Origin of the sequence: Streptomyces noursei, assembly GCF_016917755.1 — a bacterium.
Classification (GTDB): Bacteria; Actinomycetota; Actinomycetes; order Streptomycetales; family Streptomycetaceae; genus Streptomyces; species Streptomyces yunnanensis.
Genome location: NZ_CP070326.1, coordinates 1,583,029 through 1,597,984 on the forward strand (window position 1 = coordinate 1,583,029; position 14,956 = coordinate 1,597,984).

11 protein-coding genes and 3 pseudogenes are annotated in these 14,956 nt (G+C 70.9%); 9 read left to right on the forward strand and 5 right to left on the reverse strand.

Features of this window, described 5'->3' with window-relative positions; translation table 11 throughout:
- The first annotated feature begins 53 nt into the window (after positions 1–53).
- The 4 genes from JNO44_RS06720 (at position 54) to JNO44_RS06735 (ending at position 5,461) form a co-directional block, all read left to right on the forward strand.
- Entirely contained in the window at positions 54–1,298 is a 1,245-nt protein-coding gene (locus JNO44_RS06720; protein WP_205362243.1) for a serine hydrolase domain-containing protein, read from the forward strand.
- Between the two features lie 215 nt (positions 1,299–1,513).
- The gene (locus tag JNO44_RS06725; RefSeq protein ID WP_205362244.1) at positions 1,514–3,226 is read left to right on the forward strand and encodes an amidohydrolase; all 1,713 of its coding nucleotides are present in this window, start codon (positions 1,514–1,516) and stop codon (positions 3,224–3,226) included.
- A 50-nt stretch (positions 3,227–3,276) separates the two neighbouring features.
- Positions 3,277–4,047, forward strand: coding sequence for a helix-turn-helix transcriptional regulator (locus tag JNO44_RS06730; RefSeq protein WP_205362245.1), 771 nt, complete (start codon positions 3,277–3,279; stop codon positions 4,045–4,047).
- 571 nt (positions 4,048–4,618) lie between these two features.
- On the forward strand, positions 4,619–5,461 hold the full coding sequence (locus JNO44_RS06735; RefSeq protein ID WP_205362246.1) for an EamA family transporter: 843 nt from the start codon (positions 4,619–4,621) through the stop codon (positions 5,459–5,461).
- Between the two features lie 295 nt (positions 5,462–5,756).
- On the opposite strand, the pseudogene JNO44_RS45085 reads toward JNO44_RS06735, so the two are convergent.
- Together JNO44_RS45085 and JNO44_RS44760 are read right to left on the reverse strand one after the other, a co-directional pair.
- Positions 5,757–6,170: pseudogene (locus JNO44_RS45085) on the reverse strand (gfo/Idh/MocA family oxidoreductase); the annotation flags it as partial.
- A 109-nt stretch (positions 6,171–6,279) separates the two neighbouring features.
- Positions 6,280–6,744, reverse strand: a pseudogene (locus JNO44_RS44760) (alpha/beta hydrolase fold domain-containing protein); the annotation flags it as partial.
- A 38-nt stretch (positions 6,745–6,782) separates the two neighbouring features.
- On the opposite strand from JNO44_RS44760, the gene JNO44_RS06745 reads away from it, so the two are divergent.
- A complete protein-coding gene (locus JNO44_RS06745) occupies positions 6,783–6,968 on the forward strand; it encodes a TetR family transcriptional regulator C-terminal domain-containing protein (RefSeq protein ID WP_420882742.1) in 186 nt (61 codons plus the stop codon).
- A gap of 137 nt (positions 6,969–7,105) precedes the next feature.
- Here JNO44_RS06745 and JNO44_RS06750 read toward each other — a convergent pair whose 3' ends face one another.
- Positions 7,106–8,347, reverse strand: a complete 1,242-nt coding sequence (locus JNO44_RS06750; RefSeq protein ID WP_240167459.1) for a cytochrome P450 — start codon at positions 8,345–8,347, stop codon at positions 7,106–7,108.
- A 463-nt stretch (positions 8,348–8,810) separates the two neighbouring features.
- Between JNO44_RS06750 and JNO44_RS06755 the strand changes: the two genes are divergently transcribed.
- On the forward strand, positions 8,811–9,158 hold the full coding sequence (locus JNO44_RS06755; RefSeq protein ID WP_205362249.1) for an FUSC family protein: 348 nt from the start codon (positions 8,811–8,813) through the stop codon (positions 9,156–9,158).
- A 246-nt stretch (positions 9,159–9,404) separates the two neighbouring features.
- On the opposite strand, the gene JNO44_RS06760 is transcribed toward JNO44_RS06755, so the two are convergent.
- Positions 9,405–10,817: an MFS transporter gene (locus tag JNO44_RS06760; RefSeq protein WP_240167460.1), complete on the reverse strand. Its 1,413-nt coding sequence runs from the start codon at positions 10,815–10,817 to the stop codon at positions 9,405–9,407.
- A 381-nt stretch (positions 10,818–11,198) separates the two neighbouring features.
- On the opposite strand from JNO44_RS06760, the gene JNO44_RS06765 reads away from it, so the two are divergent.
- From JNO44_RS06765 to JNO44_RS06770, 3 genes are all read left to right on the forward strand, one after another.
- Positions 11,199–11,393 (forward strand): hypothetical protein, encoded by a 195-nt coding sequence (locus tag JNO44_RS06765; RefSeq protein ID WP_143179660.1) that lies wholly within the window; start codon positions 11,199–11,201, stop codon positions 11,391–11,393.
- The gene (locus JNO44_RS44380) at positions 11,390–11,524 is read left to right on the forward strand and encodes a hypothetical protein (protein WP_268825851.1); all 135 of its coding nucleotides are present in this window, start codon (positions 11,390–11,392) and stop codon (positions 11,522–11,524) included. Before JNO44_RS06765 ends, JNO44_RS44380 begins: the two co-directional genes overlap by 4 nt.
- 730 nt (positions 11,525–12,254) lie before the next feature.
- Positions 12,255–13,478, forward strand: a complete 1,224-nt coding sequence (locus tag JNO44_RS06770; RefSeq protein ID WP_205362250.1) for a glycosyltransferase — start codon at positions 12,255–12,257, stop codon at positions 13,476–13,478.
- Positions 13,479–13,643: 165 nt separating this feature from the next.
- Here JNO44_RS06770 and JNO44_RS45090 read toward each other — a convergent pair.
- Positions 13,644–14,620, reverse strand: a pseudogene (locus tag JNO44_RS45090) (AraC-like ligand-binding domain-containing protein).
- Positions 14,621–14,956: the final 336 nt, after the last annotated feature.

Consider the following 14,956-nt stretch of genomic DNA (forward strand, 5'->3'; position numbering starts at 1 on the left):
CCAACCACCAACCACCAACCACCAACCACACGCATCTCATAAGGAGCCACACCATGTCCGTCAACATCACTCCGGGTCAGCACGGCGGCTTCTCCGAAACCGGGCTGCGCAGGGTGCGCGACGTGTTGGCGCGGCACGTGGAGTCCGGAAAGATTCCCGGACTCGTCGCCCTGGTCAGTCGGGGCGGTCACGCGCACGTCGAAGCGATCGGCACGATGCGCCACGGCGGCGGGGCACCCATGCGCCGGGACACGATCTTCCGGATGGCCTCGACAACCAAGCCGGTCACGATGGCGGCGGCGATGGTCCTGCTGGACGAGTGCCGGCTGCGCCTGGACGACCTGGTCGAGCCGTGGCTGCCCGAACTCGCCGATCGCCAAGTGCTCAAGCGGGTCGACGGCCCGCTTGAGGACACCGTCCCGGCGCGGCGGCCGATCACCGTACGGGACCTGGTGACCTCCACCTTCGGCCTGGGCATGGATCTGACGGCGCTGGGCACCCCGATCATGGACGCGGTCTTCGAGCGGGGCATCTTCAGCCAGAGCGCGACGGCGGTGGCCGCGCCGGACGAGTGGATGCGCCAACTGGCCACGCTGCCGCTGATGCACCAGCCCGGAGAGCACTGGCAGTACCAGATCAGCAACGACCTGCTCGGTGTCCTCATCGCCCGGGTCACCGGCCAGTCGTTCGACACGTTCCTGCACGAGCGGATCTTCGGCCCGCTGGGCATGAAGGACACCGGCTTCCACGTGCCCGCCGGCAAGATCGACCGGCTGCCCCCCTGCTACACACCCAACCCGCAGACCGGGGAGTTCACCGTGTGGGACGAGGCGGTGGGCGGGCAGTACAGCACGCCTCCGGCGTTCCCGTCAGGCGGCGGCGGTCTGGTCTCCACCGTCGACGACTACCACGCCTACTTCCGCATGCTGCTCAACGGCGGGATACACGAGGGCGAACGCATCCTGTCCCGGCCCGCCGTGGAACTGATGACCACCAACTGCCTCACCCCCGAACAGAACGCCGCCCGCAACGACCTGGCCCGCAACAACGTCCACATCTCCTTCGGCCAAGGACAGCACGGCGGTTGGGGCTACGGCATGGCGGTACGCACCTACCGCGGCGACTACGCCCCCATCGGCCAGTTCGGCTGGGACGGCGGCACCGGCACCACCGTCTACGCCGACCCGCACAACGGGCTCGTCGGCGTCCTCCTCACCCAGGTCGGGCTGTCCCTCCCCGCCCCGGCACAACTCATCCACGACTTCTGGACCACGCTCTACCAGGCCATCGACGACTGACGCACAAGGGGAGGCCAGCGACACCGCCGGACGACGCCGTGCCTCTGCCGCGCGGTCTGAGCCCGACGCGTTCCTGAGCGCGCGGCGTCAGCCCGCCACCGCGCGAGCGCGTATCGGTGGGATGACCGATGTGCGCTGGTGGGGGCGTGGTTCATAGTCCTCGGGAGATCGTTCGCGGGTGGCCGCGGTGCGCCCGGTTTTTGAAAGGACCTTCCATGGACGCGTACGCAGATCTGGTGTTTCTCGACGGACGGGTGGTCACGGTCGATGCGGAATTCTCCATCGCCTCGGCACTTGCGGTAACCGGCGGGACCATCACTGCCGTTGGCGGGCGGGACGACGTCGCGCCGCTCGTCGGGCCCGACACCCGCGTCGTCGACCTGCACGGAGCGACCCTGCTTCCCGGCATCAACGATTCCCATCTGCACGGATGCGCCTTCGGCATGTCGACGCCACCGCTCTCGGTCGACCTCAGCCATCCCGCCGTGTCCTCCCTCGCGGACGTGGCCGAGGGGGTACGGGAGGCCGTCGGGCTGGTCCCGGTCGGGCAGTGGATCACGGGGCACGGCTGGGACACCGGCTACCTCGACGAGTGCGTCTCCGACCCGTCACGGCTGCCCTCGCGGCACGACCTCGACGCCGTCAGCCCCGACCACCCCGTCGTCCTGTACTCCTTCTCCGGTCATGCCACCTGGGTCAACTCCAAGGCGCTGGAACTGATCGGGATCGACCGGCACTCCGTCGCGCCGCCCGGCGGGGCCATCGTCGTGGACGAGGCCGGTGAGCCGACCGGGCTCCTCCACGAAGGGGCCCAGGCCCTCGTCCAGCACGCACTGCCGCCGCTGAGCCGGCAGGAGCGGACCGACGCGATCAGGTCGACCCTCGCCACGCTCGCCCGGCTCGGCGTGACCAGCTTCACCGAGCCCGGGCTCGGCCCCGGCGGCGACGGCATCATGCGCGGCGCACTCGGCGCGCAGACCCTCGACGTCTACCGCGAGCTGCTGGCCGACGGCGAACTGACCGCCCGCGTCGGCGTCCTGCTCCTACCCACCGGAATGGCCAGTACCGCCGAGGAGTTCGCCCGCGCCCTCGCCACCCTCACCGCCGCAGGCGAGGCCGCGGACACCGACCCGGGCCGCCTGACGATCCACGGGGTCAAGATCTTCGCCGACGGCATCGTCCCCAACAAGACGGCCTGGATGAACGAGCCGTACATCGGCGGCGGCTGCGGATCCCTGTGCGTCGGCGGCGAGACCGACAGCGAGAAGATCGCCGAGATCGACGCCATCATCCAGCACGCCCACGCCGCCGGGCACCAGATGGGCGTCCACGTCACCGGAGACCGGGCCATCGACACCGTCACGGACGCCTTCGCCGCGGCCATGGCCCGACACCCGCGGCCCGACGCCCGCCACTACGTCATCCACGGCGACTTCCTCACCGCCCACAGCATGAAGGTGCTGGCCGCGCACGGCTTCGGCGTCAACATGAACCCCACCATCAAATGGACCGTCGCCGACATGGAGGAGGAGTTCGTCGGCGCCGAACGGGCCGCGTACGCATGGCCCTACCGCGCTGCCCTCGACGCCGGCGTGCGCGTCGCAAGCGGGTCCGACGCCCCCGTCACCTCCCCGGACTGGCGCCAGGGCGTCGCCACCATGGTGCTGCGCGAGTCGAAGGCCGCCGGCCGGGTCAGCGGCCCCGAGCAGCGCATCGGCCTGGCCGAGGCGCTCCGTACGTACACGATCGACGCGGCCTGGCAGGACTTCGCCGACGACTGGAAGGGTTCCCTGGAGCCGGGCAAGGTCGCCGACCTCTGTGTCCTCGACGGGGACCTGCTCACGGCCGACCCGCACGACATCCCGACGATGCCGGTCGTCCTGACCGTCCTCGACGGGCAGGTCGTGCACGACGCCCTCCGCAACTGACCTGACCCGTCGCGATTGACGCATTCCTGGCGCATGATCATCCTTGGGGGGTGGCAGCGCAGCGGAGCACGGCGGACATCCTGGACGCGGCCGTCCACGTCCGCGAGGCCGCCCGAAGCGCCACGAGCGGCACCACCGGGCTCGACGCGGTCCTGGCGGCGCTGTCGGAGGTGATGGAGTACGACCACGCCTCCCTGGCCCGATGGGATCCGCTGGGCCGGCGCCACACCACCCTGGCCGGAAGCTACCCGGACGAGGCCACCGCCTACATCGAGACCCGCCTCCACCACGACCCGGTGTTCGCCGTGCTCCACAGCCCGGCCCGAGGCGGTCTCTGGCTCAGGGACGTCCCCTGTCACCTCCTGGCGGCATCGCCGGGCTTCCAGGAGGTGCTCTCTCCCCTGGGCATCGAGGACGGCGTGGCCCAGTGCCTGTTCAGCGCCGACGGCCGGTACGTCGGCATGCTCAACGTCAGCACCCGCCGACCACGGCGCACGCCCGACCCGGCGCGCGCCGTGGTCACCCTTCTTACTGAGGCCCTCGCCGCGGCCGTCGCGCAAGGAGGCCCGCCGCGCGAGGAGGCCACCGCGACCGACCCCGCAGCGGACGCGCGGCGACCTGGTGGGCTCTCGCCGCGGGAGGTCCAGGTGCTGGCCGAACTGACCACAGGGCGCACCAACAGAGAGATCGCCGAGCGGCTGTGTATCGCGCCGCGCACCGTGGGGACCCACATCGAGCACATCCTCGCCAAGCTGGACCTCCCCAACCGCGCGGCCGCCGCCGCCCGAGCCGCCGCCTGGGGAATCGCCCCCTCCTGCTGACGCGAGCCCCGCGGCGCAAGACGCCTGGACCGCGGGCGTGCCGCTGCTGCCGCACCAGTTGGCGTGCTGCCTCGCCGAAGCCGCTCGCACGGGCCGATCCGCACGGACGACGGGTGCGGGCGTAGCCGCGGACAGGACCTCGCTGGCGTTGTGACCGGAAACGATCTGCAGCGCGAACACCCCCTGGAAACTTCGGATTTCGTTGCCGATCGGGGGTTGTAGGCAGGTTTTCTTCGTGCCACGCTCCCCCACATCGCGACACCGAGATCCACCGCCTGCCCAATGGCCGAACACGACGGCGTCGCGGTCGCACCCTCCGGCGACGTCCGCTTCGGCGAGCGGGCCCGCCAGGTCCTCTCCGCGCAACTGAAGGACGTGCCGCGGGAGTACCAAGCGCAGGACATGGAGCTGCTGGCGCAGCAGTTGCTCGGTCTTCGCGAAAGGTTGCGTGCTGCTCGACCGGAGACCGGCACGCGTTGCGGCGTGCCGGAGACGAAGGAGGTCACCCATCAGCCAGCTCCACACCCGCCGCGCACACACTGTCGCCGCGATCAGCAGAGGACTGGGCGCCATGCCTGCCCCGGCGCTGGTCACGGGCGGCGTGGTCGGCCTGCAGTGCGGAGCCGCGCTCACCACCCGGCTCTATCCGACCGTGGGGCCGGCGGGAGTGGTGACCCTGCGCCTGTGCATCGCCGCAGTCGTCCTCACCGCACTGTGGCGGCCGGGACTGCGATGGGACCGTGGCACCCTCGGCATCGCGGCCGCCGCCGGCACCCTGCTCGCCGTCCATCACCTCGGCTACTACGAAGCGGTCGACCGCCTCCCGCTGGGTGCTGCCACCACCATGGAGTTCCTCGGCCCCTTCGCCGTCGCGCTGTTCGGCTCACGCCGTGCCACCGACCTGCTGTGGGCCGGCCTGGCCGCCGCCGGCGTCGTGCTGCTCAGCAACTCCGGCATCCCTCTCAACGCCGCGGGACTCGCCTGCGCTTCCCTCGCCGGATGCTGCTGGGGCGGATACATCCTCGTCGGCAAACGCCTGGCCGAACGCGTCCCCGACGGGCGCGGACTGGCCCTCGCCGTCACCTGGGGATCCCTGCTGAGCCTGCCCTACGGCCTCGCACAAGCGGGCACCCGGCTCCTGGACCCCGGTACCCTCGCCCTGGCCACCGCCGTCGCCATACTCTCCAGCGTCCTCCCCTACACCTTCCACCTCGAAGCCCTCCGCCGCCTGCCACCCCGCGTCTTCGGCATCCTCACCAGCCTCGAACCCGCCGTCGGAGCACTCATCGGCCTGCTCCTCCTCGGCCAGCACCTCGCCACCCCGCAATGGGCCGGGGTGCTCGCCGTCGCCCTCGCCGCCATCGGCGCCACCCGCCCCCCAGGCCGCACCCCCGAGCCGAGCACGGGCCGGTGATCCGCGCCCCGCACAGCCGCAGCGCGGCGACCGCGCCGGACCGACCGTCGTTCACGCCGAGCAGCAGCGCCGTAGCGACGGCCGCGCGGACCGGGGGACTATCGGGCCCGCTCCGCGAATGTGGCTTTGCGTCCGGTGCGTGCCGCTTCTCGGATCCGCTCCAGCATGTCGTGTCGCCGGAGGGCGTGCCGGAAGTCGGGAACGCCGTCCTCGTCCGGCCCAAGGTTCCCCGCGGGTTCTCGATGTGAGCCGACACTTCGCGGAACTCCCCGAGCACCATGGTCAGTGCGTCGACCGAGTGCCCGAAGGGGATCGACAGCAGCGTGCCGCCGCTGGTGGCCTCCAGCACGTACGCATGGTTGTCGTCGTAGATGGCGCCGCCGATCCAGCCCGATCCGAGCATGCTGGTCGACAGCACCCGCCCCACGTGGCCCTCGGCGACCAGGTCCCGCAGATACCGAAGCGGCGGCGCCGACCGGGCCTGCAGGCCGACGGCCGTCAGCACGTCCCTGGGTCGGATGAGCTCCAGATGGTGCGGAACCCTCACCGTCACCACCACGAGATCGACTTCCTCGCTGCGGGCCAGCTCCCGTGCACTCCCGAAGGTCAGCGGCACCGCATACTTCTCGCCGGCCGCACGCGCCGATTCGGCGCTGCTGGCGTTCAGCGCCCGCAACTCGTATCCGTCGAGCCCGGCCAGCGCCGGCACATGGGCGGTGGCCGCCCGCCCGCCGGAGCTGGTGCTTGAGCTGGGTGGACAGCTCGGTGACGGCTGCGTCGGCCGCCGGGGCGACCGGGAAGAGGTTGAGGAAGCCGTGGATCAGCCCGGCGTAGGTGCGGGCGAAGACGTCGACGCCTGCGTCTTCCAGGGCCTGGGCGTAGGCGTTGCCCTCGTCGTGCAGGGGGTCGTACTGGGCGGTTGCGACGATGGCGGGGGCGAGGCCGGCGAAGCTGTCGGCGGGCAGCGGGGAGACTGTGAACGAGCCACGCAGGGCAGGGTCGTGGCCGGCGTAGAGGTGTTGCAGGTCCAGGACGTCCCGGGTGCCGAGGAAGTAGCCGTTCGCGTTCTCGGCGATCCAGCGGGTGGCGGCCATGCAGTCGTCGTAGGCGGCGGGGAAGGGGTGCTCCGGCGCCAGCCGGTACTCGACGGCCACGACCACGGCGGTGGCGCCCGTCTGCCGGTTCAGCTCCCGCAGGATCCGCGGGTCGGTGTCGATGATCCGCGGAAGGGGGTGAGCGTTGACGTGGTCGAGCAGGGCCTCGATCGAGGGGTCCACGGGCATGGGGGCAGCCTTTTGGCCGCGGCATCGACAGAGGAGAACTGGCCGCCGACACCGACCCTCACCTCACGGTCGAGGCCATCACGGGTCCCCTGCTGGCGCGGGTGTTGCTCACCGGCGAGCCACTGGAAGAGACCCTGGTCCCGCGCCTGGTCGACCTGGTCCTGGACGGGGCACGCGCGCCTCGCCGTCAAGGCAGGCGCCAGGACAGGCCCGACGGGTCGTGAAACGACCCCGTGGGACGGCGATGACCGCGGCAGCGCAACAGGCGGGAGAGGGAGCGGCCCGAACTCGCCGCGGCGGAAGACGACTTCGGACTCGCCGTCCTCGTGAGCCGTGAACTACGAAGACAGCCTCGAAAGGATCACGCGCCCCAGGCGACCGGGAGGCTGTGCACCCCGAAGACATCCGCTGTTTCGGAGTGCAAGTCGATCGCCTCGGGCGGTACGTCCAGGCGCAGCGAGGGAAAGCGGTTGACCAGCGCGGGGAAGGCGACCCGCATCACGACGCGGGCCAGTTGCTGGCCCGGGCACTGGTGTCTGCCGTGGCCGAAGCCCAGGTGTCCGATGGCCTGCCGCTCGATGTCGAGAGTGTCGGGTTGGGGGAAGCGCCGGGGATCGCGATTGGCGGTGTGGAGCGAGAGGAGCACCGTGGTACCGGCCGTGATGGTCTGGCCGCCCAGTTCGACGTCCTCCAACGCGGTTCTCATGAAGGTCTTGGCGACGGAGAGATACCGCATCAGTTCCTCGACGGCCTTGTCGGCGAGCGCGGGATCGGCGTGCAGCGCAGCCCATTGAACGGGGTGGCTCAGCAGGGCGAAGGTGCCGAACGCCAGCATGTTCGAGGTGGTGTCGAGCCCGGCTGCCAGCAGAAGGAAACCGGCACCGGTCAGTTCCTCATCGGTCAGGTTGCTTGTGGTCAGGTCGCCCAGCACATCGCCGGTGGGGTGGGCACGCTTGACGGCCACCAGCTGCGCGATGTACTCCCGAAGCGCGGTGTAGGCGGCCAACTGCTCCTCTGCACTTGCATCCCCGTTGAAGAGTGTCGCGGACTGTGCCTGGAAGGAGCCTCGGTCCTGGTACGGCACCCCCAGCAGCTCGCAGATCATGATCGCGGGGATGGGCTCGGCGAACGCGGTCACCAGGTCCGTCGGCGGCCCGTCCTTCTCCATGGCGTCCAGGTGGTCAGCGGTGACCCGCTCGATGCTCTCCGTGAGCATGCGCATCCGCCGGACGGTGAACTCGCCGGCCAGCAGCTTCCGGTAACGGGTGTGCTGCGGCTCGTCCATGAAAGTGAACTCGCCTGGTGCCACCGGAGGAACCACGACGTCGCTGATATCCACGTACGAATCGAGTGTGAGCCCCCTGATGCACATGAACCGCGAGTCGGCCAAGACCGATCGGACGAGGTCGTAGCCAGTGACCAGCCAGCCCTGGCGGCCGCCGGGCAGGAGGCATCGGCTGATGGGACCGTGCTGGCGCGCACGCGTCAGTTCCTCGGGCGGGTCGAAGGGGCAGCCGGGCTGACGCTCCACCGACAGCACACTGACGGTGTGTACGGGTTCTGCCCCGTTCGGATCCATCATCATCCCTCTGCTGGATGGCATGTACGTTGACTCAACGGCCCGTTGCCCAGGCACGAGTCCACCTCGGCCCGCACCGCAGACATCCTGCGCCGGCCATCGAGTGCACACGGGGCGCCGAAGAACGGATCGCCGCACATCGAAGCGATCAGCGGCAGGCTCATCGTCCACCTCCTCGGTGTCGCCGCGCGAGGCCGGCAGTATCGATGTCAGGACAGCGCAGCGCCAGGGAGGGTCTCACCGATCCGCTGAACCCTCACCTCTACCGTGGCCGTTCACCGCCTGTGCGGCATCTGACAAACGCCTGAACGAGTGAGCGCGGCCGGTGCCAGGATGGATGTCGCTCCCGCACCAGTCACCCTGAGCCTCACCTCCCCTGCGGCAAGCGCAGCTCGTGCTCGCCCAGGCCCAGGCCCAGGGCCCAGGCCCAGGCGACGCAGGATGGCGGAGGTGTGCTGCTCAAGGAGGCGTCGGGCTCGCGGCGGCCGTGGCCGCGGCGCTCCACCCGCGCCACGCCTCATGGCTCTCCCCCCATACCGCATGCCTGGTCTTCCGCCCCGACGCCATGCCCCTGCACCACCGAGCCCTGCACCGGGCCGCCGGCACGATCGCCGGCATCCTGCTCGCCCTGGGGCTGGCCGCCCTCGCCCCGCACGGCTGGACGCTCATCGCCCTCGCCATGACGATCGGCGCCCTGGTTCCCGCGCTCACCGACTGGTCGTACACCGGGCACACGGCCATGGCCACCATCATCGTGCTGGTCCTCGCGAACCCCACCGCCATCGGCGACCCCCGCGAGAGCGCCGCCCGCCTCGTCGGCACCCTCCTCGCCTGACTGATCGCCCTCCTCTTCGGACACCTCGTGTGGCCACCGCACTTGCCGCACCTCTTCCTCGCAAGGCGCGGTGCCTGACCCCACCGGCCGCCGGCCGCCCGTTGGTCGCCGGGGCCTTCATCGGCAATGGCCCGGTCCCGGCACCGGCATCGTGGTGGCCGCGCACAACGCCCACAGTCGCCTGGCGGCGGTGGAGACGGCGGCAGCCGGCCGGCCAGGAGCCGCCGCGCAGGGTGATGCCGACGGTCAGTGCACCACGCTGTCCGTCGCCGAAGGCACCGGCTCTTGCGGCCGCCGAGCGCGCCGGCCGCGCCCGAGCCACCTCCACAGGACCAGCAGCAGGCTGGCCGCCAGGCAGCTGGCTCCGGCCACGGCCAAGGGCCCGTTGTCGCCAGTCGCCGCGGTGCCGCCGGGGTCGGCCGCGGGGCCTGCGGCGACCACCCCCAGTCCGGCCGCAACGGTAATGACCGTCTTGGTCAAGCCGGATGCCTCACCGGCGCGTTCGGGCCGGATGACGCCCTGGGTGGCGGTCAGCGTCAGGGCGTTGCCGACGCCCAGCGCCGCCCCGCTGGCGGTCACCGCTGCGAGATACGGAGGCAGTCCGGAGACGAACGCCGCGGCCAGCAGGACCACCGCGCCCGCTCCCAGGCTCGTCGCCATCACCGGTACGGCGCGTGCGCTGGTCACCCGGCCCGCGAAGGGACCGGCGGCGGCCATGGCTGCCGCGGGGGCGACGAAGGCCACCCCGGCCATCAACGGCGTCAGCCGCTGGCCGCCTTGGAGGGAGAGCGGTACGACGAAGAGGAACACCACGGTCGCGGCGTTGGCCACCGCGCCCGCCGCGGTCAGCGCCACGAAAGCGCCGTTGCGGAACAGCGCGGGGGCGATCAGCGGATCGGCCGTGCGGAGTTCGATCCGCACGAAGGCCACCAGTGCCAGTGCCACCAGGCACAGCGCGCCGAGGCCGGCGGGGGATGTCCAGCCCCATACCGGGCCACGGTCGAAGAAGAGGGCCAGGGCAGCGACGGCGGCGGTCCCGGTGGCCAGCCCCGGCCAGTCGACGCGCCCGGAGACCGTGGTGTCCCGCGACTCCTGGGCCCGGCGGGCGCAGATCGCAGCCACCACACCCAGCGGCACGTTGAGCCAGAACACTGCCCGCCATGACACCATTTGGGTCAGGGCGCCGCCGACGAACGGGCCGCAGGCGGTGGCCAGTCCGCCGATGCCCAGCGCCCACCCCGTGGCCCGGCCGCGCACGCCGGGCGGGAAGACGTTCGTCAGGAGCGCCAGTCCGGCCGGCATGATCAACGCGCCGCCCGCGCCCTGCACCACACGGGCCGCCACCAACACCGGCAGCGAGGGCGCCAGTGCGCACCACAGCGACGCCAGTCCGAACAGCGCCAGTCCCCCGATCAGCAGGCGGCGCCGGCCGAACAGGTCACTCATCCGGCCCGCGCCCAACATCAGTGTGCCGCACGACAGCAGGTACGCGCTGACCGCCCACTGCAACTGACCGGTGGATACGCCGAGTTCATCCTTGATGTGCGGCAGGGCCAGGTTCAAGGCGAACGAGTCGAGCTGGATGCAGAAGACCCCCAACGCGACCGAGACCAGCGCCCAGCGGGCTCCGCTTCGCCCCTCGACTTCCCACACAGTCACAGCACTCCCTTCCCGCCGCCTCGCCAGGCGGCGGCGTCATCTCATGAACGTCTCTGGTTGCAGAAGGTTGGGGATTGCTTGCGCCGGAAGGGGCTGCGCTCAGGAGGGCCGGCCCGAGAAGGAACCAGGGGCTTCGAGCCGTGCGCGGAGCCTGCGCGGAAACCCACCGAGGCTCGGAGCGCCGCAGACGCTCAAGGCGCGAGAACGCGAAAGCGGGAGTGGACGCAGGCAGCGAATGCCTCGGTCGCCGACCTCCCGGCCCGATGAGGTGATTTCACCGTACCGCAAGCGCGTCGACACCCAGCTGGTGACTTCCACGGCTGCACTGGAGCGCGCCCGCATCGAGGGTGGCTCCCTCGTCTTCGAGGGGGACGACCAGGCGTGGAAACGGGCCCTGGGCGATGGGCTGTTCCTCCTGGACACGACCAGTGGGAGAACTTCTCCATCGAACAGGCCAACTGGGGACTGCTGCCGGACGGCGTCGCGCAGTTGGGCCATCAGATGACCGACCTCGGCGTCACGGTGCTGCACAGCGTGCTCGCCCACCCGGGCAGGCCCACCGCACCTCCTACGTGACGTTCCTCGACTCCGACCTCGACAGCACCGTGTACCGCTACGAAGACGATGTGCCGCGCCCCCTCCCGTCGCACTCCGAGTTCGCGATGCAGGAGGTCAACCGCACCCACGACGACGATTCCCACCTCTGATCCGGCCACCGTCCCACCCCAGTACGCCCCTTGCCCATACGAAAGGTCCCGCACGACGACCACCACCGCGGTCCAGGGCCCGCCCCTGAACCTCCCCCTCGCCCAACTCACCAACGGCGCCGTTGACTTCACAGCCCCCGATGGTTGGGAGCAGGCCCTCCGCCTGGGCGCCATCCTCCTCCCCGTCCCCGACGACCGGTACCGAGGGCACCGGACACTGGGGCACGCCGCGTCCAAACTCGGCTACGAAGACCGGCCCGACCAGGTCGAACAGCTGCAGATCGAAAGCATCCACTGGGACAAGCGCATCCCCCAGGACGTGGTCGGCCTGCTCCGGCGGATGCGTGAACTCACCTTCAGCGCCCTCAACAGCTGCCTCGCGGCCTCCGGCGTACCGGAGCGGGATGGGACACCGTCACCGGCGGCTCCAGCCAGGAGACCGGCTGGTGCTACACCACCGTCAACCACTACCGGGCCGGCGGCGCGGGCCGCACTGTGGGACGGGGCGTACGGCGAGGTCGCCGGGCCGACGGGACGTGGTGACTCGCGTGTGCTCGTCCGTCATCAGCGGACCAGAGCGGGAAAGGGAAGCAGCCGCTCTTGCCATGATCAAGATATAGCGCACAGGGGGGCTTGCGGCAAGACCCCGTGGGTGCCGCAGAATCGCCCACCTGACTCGGAAACCCGAGGCCAGGCCGAGCCCGGAATCCCACGAAATGAGACTCACTACATGCGCGTGCTGTTGATGGCCTACGGGTCGCGCGGAGACGTCGAACCGCTGGTGGCGGTTGCGGTGCAGCTGCGGGACCTCGGAGTGGACGTGCGGATGTGCACGCCTCCGGACTTCGCGGAGCTTCTCGACTCCGTCGGCCTCCCGCTGGTGCCGATCGGCGAGCCGGTGCGCCCGTTCGTGAAGGGGGTGCTCACCGGGAAGACGAAGGCTCCCGCGGAGGGGCTGCCCGCACGCGCGGCGGCGATGACCGCCACGACGTACGAGGCGGTCGTCACGGCTGCCGAGGGATGCGACGTGATCCTGGCGACCGGTCTGCTCCCGGCCGCGGCCGGCGCGAGCACGGCGGCCGAGCACCTGGGCATCCCCTACATGTTCGTCGCCTACTTCCCCTCCTACCTGCCCTCGCCGCACCACCCGCCGTTCGAGCGGCCGGGCCGGCCGTTCCCGCCCGGCGTGACCGACAACCGAACGCTGTGGGACCTGGACACCGAGACCATGAACGTGCTGTTCGGGACCGGTCTCAACGCCCACCGGGCGTCCATCGGCCTGCCGCCGGTGAGCCACTTCCGCGACCACGTCCTCACCGACCGCCCCTGGCTGGCCACCGACCCGGTGCTCAGCCCGTGGCAGCAGCCGGCGGACCTCGACGTGGTGCAGACCGGCGCGTGGTTCCGGACGGACGACCGCCCGCTGCCGGCCGACGTGGAGGCGTTCCTCCACGCCGGCGAACCGCCGGTGTACGTGGGGTTCGGCAGCATTCCCCTGCGCGACGCGGACGACGTGGCCCGGGCGGCCATCGAGGCGGTCCGGGCGCAGGGCCGCCGGGTGCTGCTCTCCCGCGGCTGGGCCGACCTGGCCGTGGCCGACGACCAGGACGACTGCTTCGCCGTCGGCGAGGTCAACCACCACGCCCTGTTCCCGCGCGTCGCCGCCGTCGTCCACCACGGCGGCGCGGGCACCACGACAACGGCCGCCCGGGCCGGTGCGCCCCAGGTGGTCATACCCCAGCTGGCGGACCAGCCGTACTGGGCCAGCCGCGTGGCCGACCTCGGCATCGGCGCGGCACACGACGGCCCGAACCCGACCTTCGAGTCCCTGTCGGCCGCGCTCGGAGTCGCCCTGAATCCCGAGACCCGAGCCCGGGCAGCCGCTGTGGCCGGTCAGATCCGCGCCGACGGGGCGGCGGTGGCCGCGAAGCTGCTGCTCGACAAGGCCGGCTGAGAGTCAGCTGGGAAAGGCGCCTGACCAGGAGGCCGTGGAGGCCCGCCACCCGACGGTGGCGGGCCTCGTTCTGCCCCGCGCCCGATGTACGGAGATAGGCGCCAGCGGCCACCGGCCTCATGCTGACTGCTGACTGCTGACTGCACAACCATGTTGGCGACGAGTTCACTCCTGGCTGCGAAGAGCCTGATGCCGCTGTTCCCTCGGCGTGGTGCCGTAGGCGGCGCGATAGGCGCGGCTGAAGTCGGTTGCCCGGGGAAAGCCCCAGCGGGTGGCGATGACGTGGATGGGGACGGCCTGGAATGCCGGCTCGGTGAGCTCGCGGTGGGCCGCCTCCAGGCGTAGGCGACGGATCCACGCGGCGACCGTGGCGTCCTCGTCCCGGAAAAGACGATGCAGATAGCTGGTGGAGATGTGGTGCGTGGCGGCAATCGCGGCGGGGGTGAGCTGCGGGTCGTGCAGGTGCTCCCGGATAAACGCCTGGATGCGCAAGATGAGGGTCTGGCGGTGGGTCTCCGGGGGGGGAGACAGTCGCCTGCTTCGAGCAGGTGGGCGAAGAGCGCAGCCGTCAGATCGGCCAGGACCGCGCCCAGTCGGGGGCCGTCGGCAGGCTGGTAGGAGGTGGTGTCGTCGGTGATGTGGGTGAGGAACCGTGCCAGGAGGGCGCCCATCCCTTCCCGTCCCGACACCGGCACCCCCACTATCCGGCGGGCCACGTCGCGCGGTAGCGACACCATGGTCTTGGGAAGCTCCAGCGCCACCGTCGTGACCGGCGCCCCGCTGCTGTGGACGTCGGCCGGCAGCGAGGAGGAGTTGAGGAACAAGTCGTACGGCTGGTACTCGGTTTCCCGGTGCGCCCACACACCCGCACCGGTCCCGCGCACCACCAGTGCAAGGTGGTACGCCTCGGGATCGGACTGCCGGATCAGCTTCGGCGTGCGCCGGAAGACCAACGGAAGGTAGGTGGCGGACCACACGGTGACGGCACCGAGGTCCACCACACGCTGGCACGCCCGGAAGTCATCGGCATGGTCGCTGCGCAGCTCCATGGGAGCGTGGGTGCGCCCCAGGAGCTCGGCCCAGTAGTCGAACCGCTCGGCCGCGGGCACATCGTCGCTGCGGAACACCGTCTCGTCCAACAACCCTCGCTCCCCCGTTTCTCAAGTCGTGGACCACAGGGCTCCCACCAGGTGGTACACCGAGTGCTGGACATCCCGGTTCCATACCGCGGCGGACGGGAGGGCGAAACACCCGCGGTCGGCTCCATCGATGGTCCACCGCCGTGGTCAACAGCACCAACTCGCCCTGACACAGCCAGACATCGGTGACGGAGACGAACGAGAGGACGGAGGTGACGGAGGTGAGAGAGCTGACGGTGGTGACGCTGCTCGCGCTCGCGGCGTGCTCGGCGATGCATGTCATGATCACCATGGTGCCCGACGAACCCACAAGCAGCGCGTCCGGCACCACGGCAGGGG

Excerpts from the sequence above, each read along its gene's own strand:
- JNO44_RS06720 (WP_205362243.1), top strand. The coding sequence starts at position 54 with ATGTCCGTCAACATCACTCCGGGTCAGCACGGCGGCTTCTCCGAAACC.
- JNO44_RS06725 (WP_205362244.1), top strand. The coding sequence starts at position 1,514 with ATGGACGCGTACGCAGATCTGGTGTTTCTCGACGGACGGGTGGTCACG.
- JNO44_RS06735 (WP_205362246.1), top strand. The coding sequence starts at position 4,619 with ATGCCTGCCCCGGCGCTGGTCACGGGCGGCGTGGTCGGCCTGCAGTGC.
- JNO44_RS06750 (WP_240167459.1), bottom strand. The coding sequence starts at position 8,347 with ATGCCATCCAGCAGAGGGATGATGATGGATCCGAACGGGGCAGAACCC.
- JNO44_RS06770 (WP_205362250.1), top strand. The coding sequence starts at position 12,255 with ATGCGCGTGCTGTTGATGGCCTACGGGTCGCGCGGAGACGTCGAACCG.